This window comes from Vibrio sp. 10N.286.52.C3, from assembly GCF_041468865.1.
In the GTDB taxonomy this organism is placed as follows: Bacteria; Pseudomonadota; Gammaproteobacteria; order Enterobacterales; family Vibrionaceae; genus Vibrio; species Vibrio crassostreae_C.
The window spans coordinates 188,416-207,537 of the sequence record NZ_JBFRJM010000001.1 but is presented as its reverse complement, the minus strand read 5'-3'; the positions used below and the strand labels follow the sequence as shown (position 1 = coordinate 207,537).

Sequence of the window (19,122 nt, the reverse complement as noted above, 5' to 3'; positions counted from 1 at the left end):
TGGTACATTTAGTGCAATTTTTGTCTTCTAATTCTTGCAGGATGAGCGAAGAATATGTTTAAAAAACTTCGTGGCATGTTTTCAAACGACCTATCGATTGATTTAGGTACAGCCAATACCCTTATTTATGTAAAAGGCCAAGGCATTGTTCTTGATGAGCCTTCAGTTGTAGCTATTCGCCAAGATCGTGCGGGTTCTGCAAAGAGTGTCGCTGCTGTTGGCCACGCTGCTAAGCAAATGCTTGGTCGTACGCCTGGTAACATCTCAGCGATCCGTCCAATGAAAGACGGTGTAATTGCCGACTTTTACGTAACGGAAAAAATGCTTCAGCACTTCATCAAACAAGTGCATGACAACAGTGTGCTTAAACCAAGTCCTCGTGTTTTGGTTTGTGTACCTTGTGGTTCAACACAGGTTGAGCGTCGTGCTATCCGTGAATCAGCGTTAGGTGCTGGTGCTCGTGAGGTTTACCTAATCGATGAGCCTATGGCTGCTGCGATTGGTGCTGGCCTACGTGTCTCTGAGCCAACAGGTTCAATGGTTGTTGATATCGGTGGTGGTACTACTGAAGTTGCGGTTATCTCACTGAACGGTGTGGTTTACTCGTCTTCTGTTCGCATTGGTGGTGACCGTTTTGATGAAGCGATCATCAACTACGTTCGTCGTAACTACGGCAGCTTGATCGGTGAAGCGACAGCAGAGAAGATCAAACACGAAATCGGTTCAGCTTACCCTGGCGATGAAGTCGAAGAGATCGAAGTACGTGGTCGTAACCTTGCTGAAGGTGTGCCTCGTAGCTTTAGCCTAAACTCAAACGAAATCCTTGAAGCACTTCAAGAGCCTCTATCTGGCATCGTATCTGCAGTGATGGTTGCACTTGAACAGTGTCCACCAGAGCTGGCTTCTGATATCTCAGAAAACGGTATGGTACTAACAGGTGGTGGTGCACTGCTTAAAGACCTTGATCGCCTGTTAACAGAAGAAACAGGTATCCCTGTTGTTGTTGCAGAAGAGCCATTAACGTGTGTTGCTCTAGGTGGCGGTAAAGCTCTAGAGATGATCGACATGCACGGCGGCGATCTGTTCAGCGAAGAATAATATCTAGTGTTAGGCTCTTTTCTTATCTAGTTTTATGTAAAGAGCCTAGGACCTTGTCTATAGGATCAAATGTAGCTCTAGGACCAAATATAGAATGAAGCCAATTTTTGGTAGAGGTCCCTCTCTACAATTGCGCCTGTTTTTTGCTGTAATTTTATCAGCCAGCCTTATGCTGGCTGATAGTCGTTTAGATGCTTTCTCAAATGTTCGCTATCTATTAAACAGCATGGTTGCGCCTATTCAATATGCAGCCAACTTGCCTCGCACTATGTTCGATGGTGTTTACGACCGTTTTAGCACTCGCAAAGGGTTAATTGAATCTAACCATAATATTAAACGAGAAGTCTTGCGTCTGAAGAGCGAGCTGATTCTGCTTGAGCAATATCAAGAAGAAAACAAGCGCCTTCGTAAGCTGTTAGGCTCGCCGTTTATCCGTGATGAGAAGAAAGTCGTCACAGAAGTTATGGCGGTAGACACTTCACCATATCGCCATCAAGTCGTGATCGACAAAGGTCAGATTGATGGGGTGTATGAAGGTCAGCCGGTGATCAACGAAAAAGGCATTGTCGGCCAAGTCACTTTCGTTGCTGCTCATAATAGTCGTGTATTACTACTCACTGATGCAAACAATGCGATTCCTGTTCAGGTTATTCGTAATGACATCCGTGTGATTGCTTCGGGCAATGGCATGATTGATGAGATCCAGCTAGAGCACATTCCAACCAGTACCGATATACAAGAAGAAGATCTGTTGGTGACATCAGGTCTTGGTGGGGTATATCCAGAAGGTTATCCAGTCGCCTATGTTACGGCCGTTGATTACGACCCGAAACGTGAGTTCGCTGTGATTAAAGCAGAGCCTGTGGTTGAGTTCGATAAGCTCAGATACCTGCTGCTTGTATGGCCTGATGAAAACAAACAGATGCAAGCGGATCAATCGAGCATAGAACAAGCATTGTTAGAGGGCGAAGATGGCCAATAGCGTTTTGAGAAGCAAGGTAGTAATTTTCTGCTCATTTTTAATAGCACTGATTCTGCAGACGATCCCTTGGCCTGGTAGCTTAGATTTATTTAGACCATCTTGGTTACTGCTGGTTACGTGTTACTGGGTTTTGGCTCTACCGCATCGTGTTAACGTGGGTAGTGCTTTGATTTTAGGCTTATTGTGGGACCTTTTGATCGGCTCTACTCTGGGTATTCGAGGCATGATGATGGCAATAGTGATGTACATTATTGCGATGAACTTCCTCGTCATTCGTAACATGGCGTTATGGCAGCAAGCGATGATCATTGCCGCGTTAACGGTCTTGTTTGAGGTGTTGATCTTCTTTGGTGAATATTTGATCCAAGATGTTATTTTCAATCCGTTATCGTTATGGAGCGCATTGATAAACTGTATACTTTGGCCTTGGATGTTTTTATTAATGAGACGCGTGCGTCGCCATTGGCATGTGAGGTAGCGTGACGATGGAAAAGAAACATTTAGTTTTGGCATCCGGCTCTCCACGCCGCAAAGAATTGCTATCTCAACTCGGTTATGAGTTTTCTGTCCTCGTAACCGATGTTGAAGAGTGTAAACACGCTCAAGAAACCGCCGAAGAATATGTTAAGCGACTATCTTTAGATAAAGCTTTAGCTGCGTTGTCTTTATTGAAAGATAACCCTTCTGAAAGGCAGCATGTCGTTCCTAGTTCTGATACTGTAGATCATGGCTCTGATATAGTCGTTCTTGGTTCTGACACAGTCGTCGTAAGCCAAGGGCAAGTGCTTGAGAAACCCACCGATTTTGCTGACTCTAAGCGCATGCTTACTCAGTTAGCGAATGAACGTCACCAAGTGATGACGGCGGTTTCTGTGGTTTCAGAAGAAAAACAAAGAACAGAAGTCATTATTACCGACGTATGGTTTAAACCCCTCAGTGAAAAAGAAATAGAACAATACTGGCAAACAGGGGAGCCATGCGATAAAGCCGGTAGCTATGGGATCCAAGGTTTGGGCGGACGCTTTGTCACCCGAATCGAAGGTAGTTATTACGCCGTTGTCGGCTTACCTTTATTTGAAACGGACCAGCTACTGCAAGAATTCTTATAATTACTAACCTGAGGTGCACCATGAGTGCTGAATTGTTGCTGAACGTGACCCCGAGTGAAACTCGTGTGGCCATGATTGAAGGGGGGGCTCTTCAAGAGATCCATGTCGAACGAGATGCTCGACGCGGTATCGTAGGAAATATCTATAAAGGACGTGTAAGCCGTGTTCTTCCGGGAATGCAGGCGGCTTTTGTGGATATAGGCCTTGAGAAAGCAGCTTTTTTACACGCCTCTGATATTGTCCCACACACTGAATGTGTCGCTGAAAACGAAAAGAAACAATTTCAGGTTCGTGATATTTCAGAGCTTGTCCGTCAAGGGCAAGACATTGTGGTGCAAGTGGTCAAAGACCCTCTTGGTACTAAAGGTGCTCGCTTAACCACTGATATCACTCTACCGTCTCGTTATCTGGTATTTATGCCGGGCGCAAGTCATGTTGGTGTATCTCAACGTATCGACAGCGAGTCTGAACGTAACCGTCTTAAAAAAGTCGTGTCTCGTTACTGTGACGAACACGGTGGCTTCATCATCCGCACAGCAGCAGAAGGTGCAGATTCAAATGAGTTGGCACAAGATGCCGCATTCTTGAAGCGATTATGGCTAAAAGTATTAGAGCGTCGTGGTAAGCACAAGGCGCGTACTCGTTTGTATGGTGAGCTTTGCTTAAGCCAACGTATCTTACGTGACTTCGTCGGTACTGAGCTGAGCAAGATTCAGGTCGATTCTCGTCTAGAATATGAAAACCTAAAAGAGTTTACCTCTGAATACGTGCCTGAGCTGACAGACAAGCTTGAGCTGTATGAAGGTGATAAGCCTATCTTTGATATGTACGATACCGAGAACGAAATTCAGCGTTCATTGGATCGTAAAGTCGAATTAAAGTCTGGTGGATATCTGATTATCGACCAAACTGAAGCGATGACCACGGTTGATATCAACACTGGCGCGTTTGTTGGTCGTCGTAATCTAGAAGAGACGATTTTCAACACCAATGTAGAAGCGACTCAAGCGATTGCTCGTCAGCTGCGTCTACGTAACTTAGGTGGCATCATCATTATCGACTTTATTGATATGTTGTCTGAGGAACATCGTAAGCGAGTACTAACTTCTTTAGAGGCTGCGCTCGACAAAGACCGTGTGAAAACCAATATTAATGGCTTCACGCAGCTTGGGTTGGTTGAGATGACTCGTAAACGTACTCGTGAAAGTATTGAGCATATCCTATGTTCGAGCTGTCCTGCTTGTGAAGGCCGCGGCAGTGTGAAGACAGTTGAAACCGTTTGTTATGAAATTCTTCGAGAGATCACGCGAGTGAATCGTGCGTACGACGCCGATAAATTTGTGGTCTATGCGGCAGCTGCCGTAGCTGAGGCGTTAGAGGGCGATGAATCTCATGCGCTTGCGGAGCTTGAAGTCTTTATTGGTAAGCAAGTTAAAATCCAGGCTGAGCCTCTGTACATACAAGAGCAGTTTGATGTTGTTATGATGTAATGGAAATTTTGTGAGCTCAAGCGTTACTCTGATTCTACGTGCATGTTTATGGTTAGTGGTTACTCTCTTAGTAACGCTAGCCATTGCCGTTACTACACTGCGTGTAGCCTTGCCCAATTTAAACAAGTATCAATCTGAAATTGAGCTTTGGGTAAACCAACACTCCGGTTTTGATTTTTCGATTCAAGATGTGGGCGGTTTTTGGCGTAACACTCACCCCTCTATTGCTCTGCAAGGCGTTAAAGCTAGCCTCCCCAATGCAGAAGATGTGACCTTCTCTGTTGAGCGTGTTGAAGTCGAGTTTGACTTGATTCAATCGCTCGTGCAGATGCGCCCGGTTGTGGCCGATCTAGTCATGAATCAAATGTATCTTGATATCCGCTCAATTGATCTGTTTGCCGGACAAAATGGCAAAGACGAACCTACAGATCCCGAGTCTTCCAAGCGAGTGATACAAGAGCTCGATAATTTACTGCTAAAAACACTCGTCGATGTAACTGCAAAAGATTCTTCTATTCTTTATCACTCTGTTTCGGGTGAAGAACGTCAGCTCGATATAGAAACCTTAAAATGGCAAAATTCAGACAAACATCACCTTGCTGAAGGTGTGGTGAGTATCAAAGATGCCAATCTAAACTCTCTGTCAGTGAGTGCTAACTTTATTGATGGTGGGTCACTGACTGATGTGACTGGTGAGTTTTATGTCAGTGCCGACAGCATTTCTGTTAAGCCATGGCTTACGCATTATATGCAGGTGGAATCCGGCATTGAAACGGGTACTGTGAGCTTGAATAGCTGGCTTACGCTGCGAAATAGCAAGCCAGTGAGCGCTTATGTTGAGGTTTTACCCTCAGAACTGGCGTGGAACGAAGATGGCGAGCATGACCTCATGCTTGAGTCCGGTGTCTTTAAGTTGTCGCCGACGGATGATGGTTGGCAAGTAAATGGTCACTCACTAAACCTTAGAACGGATGACACACCTTGGCCGGAACTCGACGTAGCGTTCAAGTGGAATCAAGGTCCATGGCAACTCAACATTTCTGATCTGGATATTGCGACTATTACTCCGTTGATTAAGCTGCTGCCTGACTCTGAACAATCAACCAAAATGATTAACGTATTGGCGCCGGGCGGCTCTGTTTCTGATATCCGTGTTTCCATGGGTTCGGGAATTGACAGTTTACGTTATTCAGCCAGTTTTTCTGATCTTGCTATCGAGCAGTGGGAACTAGTCCCAGGCTTTAGCCAAGTGTCTGGTAGTGTGTTTGGTTCGGCCTCGGAAGCGAAAGCTAGCCTGCATGTTATTGACGATGTGTTCCCTTATGGTGACGTATTCCAAGCTCCTTTGAATATCAAACAAGGTCAGGTTGATATTGTTTGGCAGCAAGATGAAAACGGCTGGAAGCTGTGGTCAGACAAAATCACAGCTGCCACCCCCGATTTACAAGTACTAGGCGCATTCCGCTTAGACTTCCCAAAAGATGCGAGCCCGTTTTTATCCTTCTACGGCGAAGCGGACGCTTACAATGTCGGTGAAACATGGCGCTACTTACCTACACTGGCTCTTGGGCAAGATCTAACAGACTACCTTTCAACTGCGATTCAAGCCGGTAAAGCGGATACCGTAAAACTGTTGTGGCATGGTGATTTGTCTCAATATCCATACACTAACCACGATGGTATTTTCCAGGTTTGGGTTGGCTTAGAAGATGCGAAATTCAGCTTTGATACCGCGTGGCCACTGATTACTGATCTTCAGCTTGATCTGTTGTTTGAAAATGATGCGATGCATCTGGATTCTCGCTCAGCTCAACTGATGGATGTGACGGCAGATCGAATCACAGGACGCATTCCTTATTTAGGGGAAGGCGGCCATATTGAAATTGAAGCTAAAGCGACGGCGTCTGGCAACGCAGTACGCGATTACATGACGTCTTCGCCACTGGTGGGCTCGGTAGGCGCAGCCTTAACCGCACTTCAAGTGAGTGGTGATGTCTCTTCTGAGTTCCAGCTGAATATTCCGTTTGATTCTGAAAAAGAAGCAAGAGCATGGGGTTACGCCGACTTAAGTGGCAACCATGTTGAGATTGAAGCGCCGCCAATGGTGCTCGAGAACACCACGGGTCGAATTGAATTTGATAATGACGTAGTGACGGCAAATGGCCTCGCTGCGGATCTGCTTAACCAAGGTATCTCGCTTGATTTTAAGGGCCTTAATGATGGTCCTGGCTATGCAGTTGATATTGATGTGTTAGGTGATTGGGACGTCAAGCCTCTAGAACCTTACATCGGTGAGCAATGGTTAAGCCGCTTATCAGGTCATGCGCAATGGCAAAGCCAGATTGATATCCAGCTGAATGATATCGGCTTTACCTACCAACTAGACTTACAGTCAGACCTAAAATACTTGGCGAGTGATTACCCATATCCATTGGCGAAAAAATCACTAGAAAGTGGCTCTGCAAGGCTACAGGCATCGGGTAACCAAGAGACGATTACCGCGCGCCTGCAATTGCCAAACACCAAGTACCAAGCTGAGATTGATATCACAGGCGACGTGCCTGAGTTAACGGCGACCAACTTAGTGCTTGGTCGCGGTGGCTACAAAATTAGCCCGGTGGTGGGCCATCACGCACTGATTCGTACAGACAAATTCAATGCCGATGATTGGTTATCGGTTGTAATGGAACCGGTAAAGCCTTCAACGGCTGTACTTAGTCAAATGAACACGCCAACCATACCTGCGCCAAGCCGTATTACCTTTGAGAGTAAAGAGCTGATCTTGGGTGGTATCTCTTGGAATGACGTCGATTTTAGTGCTAGTAAGAACAAACAGGCGTGGCAAATGGAAGTGTCTAGCCAAGAGCTAGAAGGGGATATTAACTACCTGCCTCCTTATGATTTGACAGTTTCACTGGATCGTCTGCATCTGTTTGTTCCTGAGTGGAGTGATAAGAACAACCAAGATCAGCAACTGCTGCAACGTAAAGAACAAGCTGCGCCATTGATATCCAAATTGGATAGAGAGATCCACGATGCGATGCCAAACCTGACCCTGACGCTGAACGACTTTTGGCTGCAAGGCTACAAGGTGGGTAAGGTCGATGTTGAAATGACGAGGAACGAAGATCGTATCGAGTGGAACAAAATCCAGGTGCGAAGCGGCGGTAACAAAGCGGATGTGAGTGGCTGGTGGGAACTGCAAGGTGACAAGAGTCATTCATCGTTAACCGTTGATGTTGAAGGTGAAAACAACAGCGAGCTCATGGAGCGCTTTGGTATTACTTCCGGGATTCAAAAAGCGCCATTCGCGTTGGAAGGTCAACTAAATTGGGATGGTTCGCCTTGGGGAATCAAAATGGATACCCTTGATGGCAACGTTAAAACCAAGTTTGGTAAAGGCATTATCTCGGATGTGAGCGGCGCAGCTCGATTACTTGGCCTGTTTAGCCTAGATTCGATCATCCGTAAGATGCAGCTCGATTTCTCAGATGTGTTTGATAAAGGTATGGCCTTCAACAGCATCACCGGAACGGGCGAGATTCAAAATGGTATCTTCCTGACCAATGATCTGAACATGGATGCGGTCGCAGGTGAGATGAAAATCAAAGGTATCGCTAACCTCAACACGCGTCAGGTTGATGCTGAGGTGAACTTTACCCCAGATATTACCTCGGGTATTCCCGTATTAACGGCCTTTGCGGTAACCCCTCAAACGGCGCTGTACGTATTGGCGGTGACCACGGTTATCTCGCCAGTTGTGGAAGTCTTTACCCAAGTAAATTATTCGGTGAAAGGACCATTGGATTCACCAACGGTGAGCGAACTTTCTCGTAGCTCTGGCGAGTTTCAGCTGCCAGAGAAGCTGAGAAAATTAGCCGAATAGGCCTTAAATTAGCCGAAAAGACCTTATGCCCGAGTCAGCGAATATACGGTGAAATGCTGATTTCTGAATCATAATGAATGGAGGAGCGATACACATGGATTGTGTTGGGTTGATTCAAATGACATCTGGCCCCAGCCCTGAATTGAACTTTGAGTACCTTGCTCAAGAAGTTGCAAAGTGCAAAGAGTTGGGGGCTAAGTGGGTTGTTTGCCCTGAAAACGCGTTAGTCTTTGGCAGTAAAGCCGACTATCACCAGTATGCTGAGCCTTTAAATGATGGTCCACTGCAAAAGAAAATCTCTGAGCTAGCAAAGCTTCACAGAATTTGGATCGTCATTGGCAGTATGCCGATAAGCACAACTAACGGAGTGACGACCACCACCTTGGTGATTGATGATTTTGGTTGCCTCGTTGCTCATTACGACAAGCTACACATGTTTGATGTGGATGTCGCTGACGCCCATAAGTGCTATCGAGAGTCGGATATTTTCACTCCGGGCAACCAAGTTGTGACAGCGGAAACGCCTTTTGGTCGCTTAGGTTTGAGTATTTGTTATGATGTGCGCTTTCCACACTTGTATTCAGAGTTACGTAAGCAAGGGGCACAAATCATTGTGGTGCCTGCAGCGTTTACAGCGGTAACGGGTCAAGCGCACTGGGAAGTACTATTAAGATGCCGCGCGGTTGAAACACAGTCGTGGATTGTCGCGGTAGGTCAAGGCGGAAAACACCCTTGCCAAAGAGAAACATGGGGACACTCAATGGTGGTTGATCCATGGGGACGAGTGGTCGCACAGTTAGACCAAGATCCTAAAAGTATGGTGGTTGAGATAGACACATCCAGTTGCGAGTCCATTAGGCAAAATATGCCCATCGCGCAACACTCTCGATTTACCAATCAATTTTAATTACAAACAAGAGCCATCTATGAGCATTAATCAAATTGAAGAAGCGCTACTGAACCCGACAGGGCTTACGGAGCAAAATATCGCAGATACATTGGCGAGTATTGCTACCCGCCAAATTGATTATGCTGATATCTACTTTCAGTCAAGCTGGCACGAATCTTTAGTGCTAGAAGACAGCATTATTAAAGACGGCTCTTTCAATATCGATTGCGGTGTTGGCGTTCGTGCAGTATCTGGTGAAAAGACTGGTTTTGCTTACTCTGACCAAATCCAATTGGATGGTCTTAAGCAGAGCGCAATTGCGGCTCGTGGTATTGCTAAACAAGGTCAAAACGGCAAGGTTCAAGCGTTCAAACGCAACTCTAATCAAGCTTACTATGATGCAGTTAACCCGCTTGCGAGTTGGGAAAAACAGCAGAAAACAGAATTACTAAAATCATTAGATGCTTACATTCGCACTAAAGAGCCGATGGTGACTGAAGTATCGGTGAGTTTAAGTGGTGTGCATGAGCAGATGCTGGTTGCTGCGACTGATGGCACTTACGCTGGTGATATTCGTCCGCTGGTTCGCTTGTCTATTAGCGTACTTGCACAGAAGGGTGATCGTCGTGAGCGTGGTAGCGCTGGTGGTGGTGGCCGTTTTGGTTACGACTTCTTCTTAAGTGATGACAAAGGCACTCAAGTTGCTTACCAATTTGCGGATGAAGCGATTCGCCAAGCATTAGTTAACCTTGAAGCGGTTGCAGCGCCTGCTGGTGCCATGCCTGTGGTTCTTGGTTCTGGTTGGCCGGGCGTTCTGCTGCATGAAGCGGTAGGCCACGGTTTAGAAGGCGACTTCAACCGTAAAGAGTCGTCAGTATTCTCTGGAAAAGTTGGTGAGCAAGTAACTTCAAGCCTATGTACGATTGTCGATGACGGTACATTAACGGATCTACGCGGTTCATTGAACGTCGATGATGAAGGTGTTAACGGTCAGTACAATACGTTAATCGAAAACGGCATCCTAAAAGGTTACATGCAAGATAAGCTGAACGCTCGTCTAATGGGTGTAGCACCGACAGGTAATGGTCGTCGTGAGTCATACGCGCATCTTCCAATGCCACGTATGACGAATACATACATGCTACCGGGCGAACACACACCGGAAGAGATCATCGCGACGGTTGAGAAAGGTATCTACGCACCGAACTTCGGTGGCGGTCAGGTCGATATCACATCAGGTAAGTTCGTATTCTCAGCGTCTGAAGCGTACATGATTGAAAACGGTAAGATCACTCACCCAGTGAAAGGCGCGACGCTAATCGGTTCTGGTATCGAAGCGATGCAGCAGGTGTCTATGGTGGGTAACGACCTAAGCATCGACCGTGGTGTGGGTGTGTGTGGTAAGGCTGGTCAAAGTGTGCCAGTGGGTGTTGGTCAACCAACATTGAAACTAGACTCGCTAACCGTTGGTGGTACTGAGTAATTCAGACTAACCTCTGCCGACTTACTTCAAAATATTAAATTGAAAAGCGCCTCCAATGTGAGGCGCTTTTTGTTTTTAGATTACTGATTCAGTGAGCGTATAGAGTCACTACATGTTCTCTTCCGCAAACTCAGCTAGTCGGCTACGCACCACACCATTGAGGTGGATGTTGGCACTGCCTTCGAAGTTTTTAAAACGCTCAACCATGTAGGTTAAGCCTGAAGTCACAGGGGTTAGGTAAGAAGAATCTATCTGCGCTAAGTTACCTGAGCAGACGATCTTAGTACCTTCACCACAACGGGTGATGATGGTTTTTATCTGTGAAGCGGTGAGGTTCTGACACTCATCCAAAAGCACAAAGGCATTTTGAATCGAGCGGCCACGCATGAAGTTGATTGATTTGAACTGGATATTGGCTTTGTCACAGATGTACTTCATCGAGCCTTCTGTGCAGTGGTCGTTCTTGTGCAGCGCTTCCAGTGTATCGGTCACTGCGGCTAACCAAGGTAACATTTTCTCTTCCTCTGTACCCGGAAGGAAACCTATCGATTCACCAATATCAGGGGTGTTGCGGGTTACGATGATCTTATCGAACTGTTTGCGCTCAATGGTTTGTTCAAGTGCAGCAGCCATAGCAAGCAGTGTCTTACCACTACCTGCGGCGCCAGTGAGAATCACAAGATCAATATCAGGGTCGAGCAGCGCATCTATCGCCATGCCTTGATAAACGTTCTTTGGTGTGATGTCCCATGCTCTGCGATTCATCAATCTTTCGCGGCTGAGGTCTCTCAGGGTAATGCTTTCCGGCTCAATCTCCTCGACTCGAGCGGCAAAGTCACTTTCTTCGTCAATCACATATTGGTTGAGGAAGGTTGGCTCGAACGGCGCTCTTGCTAAGGTGTGCAGCGTCTTGCCGCCTAAACTTCTGCTCTCGACATTATCGATACCATCCCAAAATGAGCCTTCCAGTTGTTGGAAGCCTTTGGTGAGGTATTGGATATCATCAATCAGTTGGTCAGTTTGATAGTCTTCAACAAAACGTACACCGGCGCCTTTTGCTCGTAAACGCATATTGATGTCTTTGGTGATGAGAACCACTTCGCGTGGTGCGCGTTTATTTTGAAGATAGAGGACAGCGTTGAGGATTCGGTTATCGCCCGCCTTGTCATCGGCAAAGGCTTTGATGCTTTCTTGAAGTTCGTAGTCAGCGAGTATTGAAATACTGCCAGATGCATTTATGTCTTTAGAAAAAGGGATGCCTTCCGATATTTGGTCTGGTGTGGCTTCCCTGAACAGGTCTTCGAGCGTTCGAATCGCAATTCTCGCATCTCGAGCAACGTCTCTTTTACTGTCTTTGATTCTGTCGAGTTCTTCTAGCACTGTCATGGGGATAACGACATCGTGCTCTTGGAAAGAAAATATAGCGAAGGGTTCGTGAAGTAGGATATTGGTGTCTAAAACAAATAGCTTCCGGTTGGTCTCGCCCATAGCATCTCCTTGCCGACGTGCGGCTTGCCTTGCATTCATTGAACGTAGATAAAGCTCATATAAAGATTAGTATCTGATTCTGGTGATAGTCAACTACTCACCTAAACTTCATCTAGAGGAACAGCACCATATCGTTACGAGTGAATATGGTGTATTCGTTTGAGAGCAGCAATCTGCTACCTATAGATTAACCATGAATTTTTGACAGTTTGATTGCACTGGCGAAAACAGAAAAAAAGCATGAAATCATCTCCTTTAGGCGTGACCTAAATCACAGCATCGAGTAAGATTAGCGACCTTTTTCTGCACCATTTTCTCGAGATATTTATTATTGAGAGCGCACTTAAAAAGTGGCTGCAAACTAGACATTTTTGGCTATATTTTTAGTTCAGGAGCGATAATGTTCTTGTTTAAAACTGCAGTTAAGAAGACCAAATTCCAACTATAAGATTGAGGTAGTCGATTCATGACATTTGCTTTGGGGCAACGCTGGATAAGCGATACGGAGAGCGATTTAGGTTTAGGTACCGTTGTAGCAATGGATGCTCGCACAGTGACACTAATGTTTGCAGCGTCAGAAGAAAACCGTGTTTATGCACGTACTGATGCTCCCGTAACCCGAGTAACGTTTAATGTAGGCGATGTCATCGAATGCCAAGAAGGTTGGTCTCTGTCTGTCGAAGAAGTTATCGAAGACAAAGGGCTGCTAACCTACTTAGGTACTCGCGAAGATACCCAAGAAACAGAAGTCACTCTGCGTGAAATCTTCTTAAGCAACCAGATCCGCTTTAACAAGCCACAAGATAAGCTATACGCAGGTCAAATCGACCGTATGGATAACTTTGTGTTGCGTTACCGTGCGCTAAGCAACCAGTACCAACAACACAAGAGCCCGATGCGTGGCTTGTGTGGTATGCGTGCTGGCTTGATCCCTCATCAGCTATACATCGCTCATGAAGTGGGTCGTCGTCACGCTCCGCGCGTTTTACTGGCTGATGAAGTGGGCCTAGGTAAAACCATCGAAGCGGGCATGATCATTCACCAACAGGTGCTGTCTGGCCGTGCTGAACGCATTCTGATTGTGGTTCCTGAAACTCTACAACACCAATGGTTAGTAGAGATGATGCGCCGTTTCAACCTGCATTTTTCTATCTTCGATGAAGAGCGTTGTATTGAAGCGTTTGCTGAATCAGACAACCCGTTTGATACCCAGCAGTACGTTCTGTGTTCTTTGGACTTCCTACGTAAGAGCCGTAAGCGCTACGAGCAAGCACTTGAAGGCGAGTGGGACTTGTTGGTTGTCGATGAAGCGCACCACCTTGAGTGGAGCCAAGACAAACCAAGCCGTGAATACCAAGTGGTTGAAGGCTTAGCGGAAAATACGTCTGGTGTGCTACTACTAACAGCAACGCCTGAACAGCTTGGTCGTGAGAGCCACTTTGCACGTCTGCGTCTGCTTGATCCTGATCGCTTCTACGATTACGAAGCATTCGTTGAAGAAGAAGACCAATACGCACCGGTTGCTGATGCAGTAACGGCTCTGTTCTCTGGCGTGAAGCTTGAAAACAGCGCGAAGAACCAGATTACGGAACTGCTTTCTGAGCAAGATGTTGAGCCTCTGTTCCGCGTTATCGAAGGTGATAGCAGCGAAGAAGAGCAAGCGTTAGCTCGCCAAGAACTGATTGATAACCTTATGGATCGCCATGGTACCGGCCGTGTTCTTTTCAGAAACACACGTGCTGCAATCAAAGGCTTCCCTAAGCGTAATGTAAACCTACTGCCGATGGAGATTCCAACGCAGTACACAACCTCAATGCGTGTATCTGGCATGATCGGTGGCAAAATGGCTCCCGAAGCTCGTGCAATGAAGATGCTGTATCCAGAAGAGATCTTCCAAGAGTTTGAAGGTGAAGATTCAAGCTGGTGGCAGTTCGACTCACGCGTTAACTGGTTGATTGAAAAGATCCAAGACAAGCGCAGCGAGAAAATCCTAGTGATCGCCTCTCGTGCAAGTACGGCTCTTCAATTAGAGCAAGCACTGCGTGAGCGTGAAGGTGTGCGTGCAACCGTATTTCACGAAGGCATGTCGATTCTAGAGCGTGATAAAGCTGCGGCTTACTTTGCTCAAGAAGAGGGCGGCGCTCAGGTTCTTATCTGTAGTGAAATCGGCTCTGAAGGTCGTAACTTCCAGTTCGCTAACCAACTTGTGATGTTCGATCTTCCATTCAACCCAGACTTGCTTGAGCAACGTATTGGCCGTTTGGACCGTATCGGTCAGCTGCGTGATATCGACATTCATGTTCCTTACCTAAAAGGCACATCACAGGCGATCCTTGCGCGTTGGTTCGATGAAGGTCTGAATGCATTTGCGGAAACTTGTCCAACGGGTCGCACGGTTTACGATAAGTACTCAGATGTTCTTATCGAGATGCTGGCTTCTGGTAACACTGAGCAACTTGATGAAGTGATTGAAGAGTCTGCCAAGCTAAATCAAAGCCTGAAATCAGATCTAGAAAAAGGCCGTGATCGCCTATTAGAAATGCACTCAAACGGCGGCGACAAAGCGCATGAAATTGCAGAGAAGATTGCCTCGACTGACGGCGACACTAACCTAGTAACGTTTGCACTAAGCCTGTTCGATACGATTGGCTTGAACCAAGACGACAAGGGTGAGAATGCTCTGGTTGTAACGCCGTCTGAGCACATGATGGTGCCAAGCTACCCAGGCTTACCATACGAAGGCGCAACCATCACGTTTGATCGTGATACTGCGCTTTCTCGTGAAGACATGAACTTCATTAGCTGGGAACACCCAATGATTCAGGGCGGTATCGATCTGCTACTGAGTGAAGGTGTTGGTGCATCAGCGGTATCACTACTGAAAAACAAAGCGCTGCCAGTGGGTACTATCCTGCTTGAGCTGGTTTACCTTGTGGATGCGCAAGCGCCGAAACGCAGCGGTATCAGCCAGTTCTTGCCTAAGACGCCAATTCGTTTGATGATGGATGGCCGTGGTAATGACTTATCAGCTCAGGTTGAGTTCGACAGCTTTAACCGTCAATTAAGCCCTGTAAACCGTCACCTAGCGAGCAAGCTAGTTAACTCGGTACAAGGTGAAATTCACAAGCTAATCGAAGCGGGTGAGACGCACGTACTTCCTAAAGTGGAAGAAGTGCGTGAACAAGCTCAACGAGATATGCAGACTAACCTGAACGGTGAATTAGAGCGTCTACAAGCGCTTAAAGCCGTGAATCCTAATATTCGTGATGAAGAGCTAGAGGTAATCGAAGCTCAAATCAATGAACTGACCGGTTACATCAGCAAAGCTCAGGTTCAGCTAGATTCATTACGCTTGATTGTGGTTTCTCACAACTAGTTTTGAATTAGCGAAATGCTTCAACGAAATAAGGCCTTCATTATGAAGGCCTTATTTGTATCTGTAGCTTAATTAACAATTCAAGTAGCTGGTTACATTAACCACTTCCACCAAACAAATACCGCTAGGAAACCAAATAGGTAAACAAGACCTGCTACAGACAACCATTTTAGTTTGCTGCCAATGGCTAGCGCTTCTGGAAGCTTAGCTTTGTTGACCAAGATGAAATTAAGCAGAGCGAAGAATGGCGTTGTTGCAAACGCGAGTACCATTGCGAAATCGAGCATAGGCATCAGTGCTGCGCTAAAGAACATCACAATCGCGAGTGCCGCGATAGAGACAATGATTATCCAGCCTTGCAGCATTCTTGGGCTTGAATCTTTTTTGAATAATAGACGTTGTGATTCAGCAAGCACGCGTGAGTAGCCATCGATAACGGTAATGGTGCTACCAAAGATACAGAAGAAAGCGATAAGAGCGATTAACGGGCGAGACCATTCACCAATTGTCGAAGCGTAGATGCCGACCAATTGATGAGTAAAGCCAACACCGGAGCGAGACAGTTCAACTCCCGAACCGTGAAGTACTAGCGCGCCTAACGCAACGAATACTAAAGCAAGCAGCGCCGTACCAATGTAGCCAACGTTAAAGTCGAACAGCGCTGATTGTGCGGTCACTTCCTGCTTCTCTTTTTGGCTTTTTAGCCACATAGAGGTGATGCTTGATATTTCGATAGGCGCAGGCATCCAACCCATGGTCACCACGATAAAACCAATAGCAGCCAATGACCAAGGCGACGGTGGAACAAAAGCAGCATCAGGTTCGACTGGAGAGCCGATAGCAATGGCGACTGCAGCTAAGGTTGTGATGGTTAAGACCGCCATGATCGCTTTAGATAGTGTATCTAGAGCACGATAATGGCCAGCAAACAGAATGATCAAACAGGTCGCTAAAACGATCATGCACAAGGTGCTAGTGGCTAAATCGAAAGGAACAAAGTAACTGAGTAGGCTTGCACTGAATAATAGCAGGGCAGCGGTATTCACGACCGCAGATATGGCACTCAAGATCGAAAAGATCACAAGGTATGGGCGGCCTAGGTTAGAGTAACCTTCCACCAAGCTTTGACCCGTTCCTAGCGTGTATTGGATGCCGGCTCTGAAGAATGGATATTTAAATACGTTAACGAGGATAATGAGAGCGGCAAGCTGCCAACCATAAATCGCACCCGCCTTGGTTGAGGCGACTAAGTGAGAACCACCTACAGCCGCTGCGGCCATCATAACGCCTGGGCCAAGAGACTTAATTAAACTTGATAGGGGAGCTGAGGTTGGTGTTTTTGTGTTGGTGGTTTTAACCGTACTGTCCATCGTTTTTCCTTTGATGCTGACTTCTTATTATCCGTTACCCTATCAATACCATGTTTTGTAAAGTCGTCAACTTTTATGTACGGAAATGTTGAAAATTGTATTTAATAATAAACAAATCAACCGTAAATTATTTATTCACTAGCAATTAAGAGGCTTCAATGGCGTTAGAACAGTACACACCACCGCGTGAACCGTGGATTGATATTGTTTATCAAGATGACGATATTCTTGTGGTGAACAAGCCTGCAGGCCTGCTTTCTGTTCCGGGTAGGTTACCTGAGCATTACGACAGCATGTGGAGTCGGTTAGTTGTCGAATTTCCAGAGATTCAAGTCGTTCATCGATTGGACATGTCGACCTCAGGCTTGATGCTGCTCGCTAAACACAAACAAGCTGAGCGTCATTTGAAGAAGCAATTTCAATATCGACTGACACACAAACTCTATTACGCCCGAGTATGGGGTTCAGTAGAAGAAGCAGAAGGTTTGATTGACCTCCCTCTTATTTGCGATTGGCCAAACCGGCCGAAGCAAAAAGTGTGTTTCGAGGATGGTAAATCATCACAGACTCGTTATGTGGTAGAACAGCAAGAACTCCAAACGACTTTACTTAAGTTACTGCCAATTACCGGGCGTTCTCACCAATTGAGAGTGCATTGCATGGAAATAGGCGCACCGATTGTGGGCGATGAGTTTTACGCAACATCAGAAGCATTTGAATACAGTGATAGGTTGGCTTTGCATGCGTGTGAGCTGAGCTTTTATCATCCAGCGAATAATCAATTGTTTAAAGCCTTTGTTCCCTGTGACTTTTATCCTCAAGCATCCCCACAAATCGAACAGCACTTTGAAATTGCGCTTGAGCTTCCAGACTACAGTAAGCTAAAAGCTTAGAATGGACTGATTCATAGATCTAACCAAGGAAGAAGAATGCCAACGCTGAATGTTGTGTTTCTCGATAGAGCGACTATCCCATCTCAAATTCATTTAAAGCCTCTGAGCTTTGAGCATGAATGGGTAGAGTATGATTTCACAGCTCCTGAGCAAGTATCAGAGCGAGTTGAAGAAGCTGATGTGGTGATCACTAACAAGGTAGTGCTCAATGAGTCGAATCTCGCTGGTGCGAAAAAACTCAAGTTGATCGCGGTTTCAGCGACCGGTGTCAATAATGTCGATGTGGAATACTGCAAATCTAAAAACATTGCAGTGACAAACGTGCAAGGCTATGCGATTCAATCGGTTCCTGAACATGTCATCGCAATGCTGTTTGCACTTAAACGAAACCTTGTTGGTTATCATAAAGACATTGAGGCGGGCGAGTGGCAAAAGGACAAGCAGTTCTGCTTCTTTACTCATCCGATTCAAGATGTGGCTGGCAGCACACTGGGGTTGATGGGGAGTGGCAGCTTAGGTCAAGCCACCGCAATGTTAGCCAAAGCGATTGGTATGAAGGTGATGTTTGCCGAGCGAAAAGGAGCAGAGTCTTGTCGAGAAGGGTATCTACCTTTTGATACGGTATTGAAGCAAGCGGATGCGATCAGTCTACATTGCCCATTGACTGATGCGACCCAAAATCTGATTTCAGAGCGAGAGCTCACAATGATGAAATCGAGCGCGGTATTAATTAATGCCGGGCGCGGAGGTCTAGTAGATGAACAAGCCCTAGTTGAGGCTTTGAAAAAACATGAGATTGCAGGCGCAGGTATGGATGTGTTTACACAAGAGCCAGCCGACAACTCAAATCCACTATTGGCTAATAGCCACTTACCGAACTTATTACTCACTCCACATGTGGCGTGGGGCAGCGACAGCTCGATTCAAAAACTGTCTGATATCTTAATCGATAATATTGATGGGTTTGTTGAGGGTAATCCGCAGAACTTAGTGAGTTGATTAAAGAATTAAATGGTGCGAACGCAAAACAAAAAAGGTTGGCCTGTAGGCCAACCTTT

13 protein-coding genes are annotated in these 19,122 nt (G+C 46.2%); 11 read left to right on the top strand and 2 right to left on the bottom strand.

Going from position 1 to position 19,122, the window contains the following annotated elements; all coding sequences use genetic code 11:
- Nucleotides 1-54 precede the first annotated feature (54 nt).
- The 8 genes from AB4138_RS00845 (at nt 55) to tldD (ending at nt 10,937) form a co-directional block, all read left to right on the top strand.
- On the top strand, nt 55-1,098 hold the full coding sequence (locus AB4138_RS00845; RefSeq protein ID WP_017062957.1) for a rod shape-determining protein: 1,044 nt from the start codon (nt 55-57) through the stop codon (nt 1,096-1,098).
- Nucleotides 1,099-1,192: 94 nt separating this feature from the next.
- A complete protein-coding gene (mreC, locus tag AB4138_RS00840; RefSeq protein WP_004735927.1) occupies nt 1,193-2,080 on the top strand; it encodes a rod shape-determining protein MreC in 888 nt (295 codons plus the stop codon).
- Nucleotides 2,070-2,558 (top strand): rod shape-determining protein MreD, encoded by a 489-nt coding sequence (gene mreD, locus AB4138_RS00835; RefSeq protein WP_076657003.1) that lies wholly within the window; start codon nt 2,070-2,072, stop codon nt 2,556-2,558. Before mreC ends, mreD begins: the two co-directional genes overlap by 11 nt.
- Nucleotides 2,559-2,565: 7 nt before the next feature.
- A complete protein-coding gene (locus AB4138_RS00830) occupies nt 2,566-3,189 on the top strand; it encodes a nucleoside triphosphate pyrophosphatase (protein ID WP_102393506.1) in 624 nt (207 codons plus the stop codon).
- 20 nt (nt 3,190-3,209) lie between these two features.
- Nucleotides 3,210-4,679 (top strand): ribonuclease G, encoded by a 1,470-nt coding sequence (gene rng, locus AB4138_RS00825; protein ID WP_017061363.1) that lies wholly within the window; start codon nt 3,210-3,212, stop codon nt 4,677-4,679.
- Between the two features lie 10 nt (nt 4,680-4,689).
- Entirely contained in the window at nt 4,690-8,565 is a 3,876-nt protein-coding gene (locus AB4138_RS00820; protein ID WP_372304664.1) for a YhdP family protein, read from the top strand.
- Between the two features lie 94 nt (nt 8,566-8,659).
- A complete protein-coding gene (locus AB4138_RS00815; protein ID WP_372304662.1) occupies nt 8,660-9,472 on the top strand; it encodes a carbon-nitrogen hydrolase family protein in 813 nt (270 codons plus the stop codon).
- 19 nt (nt 9,473-9,491) lie between these two features.
- Entirely contained in the window at nt 9,492-10,937 is a 1,446-nt protein-coding gene (tldD, locus tag AB4138_RS00810; protein WP_017061366.1) for a metalloprotease TldD, read from the top strand.
- Between the two features lie 108 nt (nt 10,938-11,045).
- Here tldD and AB4138_RS00805 read toward each other — a convergent pair whose 3' ends face one another.
- Nucleotides 11,046-12,425, bottom strand: a complete 1,380-nt coding sequence (locus AB4138_RS00805; protein WP_017062953.1) for a PhoH family protein — start codon at nt 12,423-12,425, stop codon at nt 11,046-11,048.
- A gap of 466 nt (nt 12,426-12,891) precedes the next feature.
- On the opposite strand from AB4138_RS00805, the gene rapA reads away from it, so the two are divergent.
- Complete coding sequence (gene rapA / locus AB4138_RS00800; protein ID WP_017062952.1) at nt 12,892-15,801, top strand: RNA polymerase-associated protein RapA; 2,910 nt, start codon at nt 12,892-12,894, stop codon at nt 15,799-15,801.
- A 92-nt stretch (nt 15,802-15,893) separates the two neighbouring features.
- On the opposite strand, the gene AB4138_RS00795 is transcribed toward rapA, so the two are convergent.
- On the bottom strand, nt 15,894-17,171 hold the full coding sequence (locus tag AB4138_RS00795) for an NRAMP family divalent metal transporter (RefSeq protein WP_372110149.1): 1,278 nt from the start codon (nt 17,169-17,171) through the stop codon (nt 15,894-15,896).
- A gap of 158 nt (nt 17,172-17,329) precedes the next feature.
- Here AB4138_RS00795 and rluA point away from each other — a divergent pair, with 158 nt between their 5' ends.
- Together rluA and AB4138_RS00785 are read left to right on the top strand one after the other, a co-directional pair.
- Entirely contained in the window at nt 17,330-18,064 is a 735-nt protein-coding gene (gene rluA, locus AB4138_RS00790) for a bifunctional tRNA pseudouridine(32) synthase/23S rRNA pseudouridine(746) synthase RluA (protein WP_136973949.1), read from the top strand.
- 36 nt (nt 18,065-18,100) lie between these two features.
- On the top strand, nt 18,101-19,063 hold the full coding sequence (locus AB4138_RS00785) for a D-2-hydroxyacid dehydrogenase (protein WP_229647483.1): 963 nt from the start codon (nt 18,101-18,103) through the stop codon (nt 19,061-19,063).
- Nucleotides 19,064-19,122: the final 59 nt, after the last annotated feature.

Excerpts from the sequence above, each read along its gene's own strand:
- AB4138_RS00845 (WP_017062957.1), top strand. The coding sequence starts at position 55 with ATGTTTAAAAAACTTCGTGGCATGTTTTCAAACGACCTATCGATTGAT.
- mreC (WP_004735927.1), top strand. The coding sequence starts at position 1,193 with ATGAAGCCAATTTTTGGTAGAGGTCCCTCTCTACAATTGCGCCTGTTT.
- mreD (WP_076657003.1), top strand. The coding sequence starts at position 2,070 with ATGGCCAATAGCGTTTTGAGAAGCAAGGTAGTAATTTTCTGCTCATTT.
- AB4138_RS00830 (WP_102393506.1), top strand. The coding sequence starts at position 2,566 with ATGGAAAAGAAACATTTAGTTTTGGCATCCGGCTCTCCACGCCGCAAA.
- rng (WP_017061363.1), top strand. The coding sequence starts at position 3,210 with ATGAGTGCTGAATTGTTGCTGAACGTGACCCCGAGTGAAACTCGTGTG.
- AB4138_RS00815 (WP_372304662.1), top strand. The coding sequence starts at position 8,660 with ATGGATTGTGTTGGGTTGATTCAAATGACATCTGGCCCCAGCCCTGAA.
- tldD (WP_017061366.1), top strand. The coding sequence starts at position 9,492 with ATGAGCATTAATCAAATTGAAGAAGCGCTACTGAACCCGACAGGGCTT.
- AB4138_RS00805 (WP_017062953.1), bottom strand. The coding sequence starts at position 12,425 with ATGGGCGAGACCAACCGGAAGCTATTTGTTTTAGACACCAATATCCTA.
- rapA (WP_017062952.1), top strand. The coding sequence starts at position 12,892 with ATGACATTTGCTTTGGGGCAACGCTGGATAAGCGATACGGAGAGCGAT.
- AB4138_RS00795 (WP_372110149.1), bottom strand. The coding sequence starts at position 17,171 with ATGGACAGTACGGTTAAAACCACCAACACAAAAACACCAACCTCAGCT.
- rluA (WP_136973949.1), top strand. The coding sequence starts at position 17,330 with ATGGCGTTAGAACAGTACACACCACCGCGTGAACCGTGGATTGATATT.
- AB4138_RS00785 (WP_229647483.1), top strand. The coding sequence starts at position 18,101 with ATGCCAACGCTGAATGTTGTGTTTCTCGATAGAGCGACTATCCCATCT.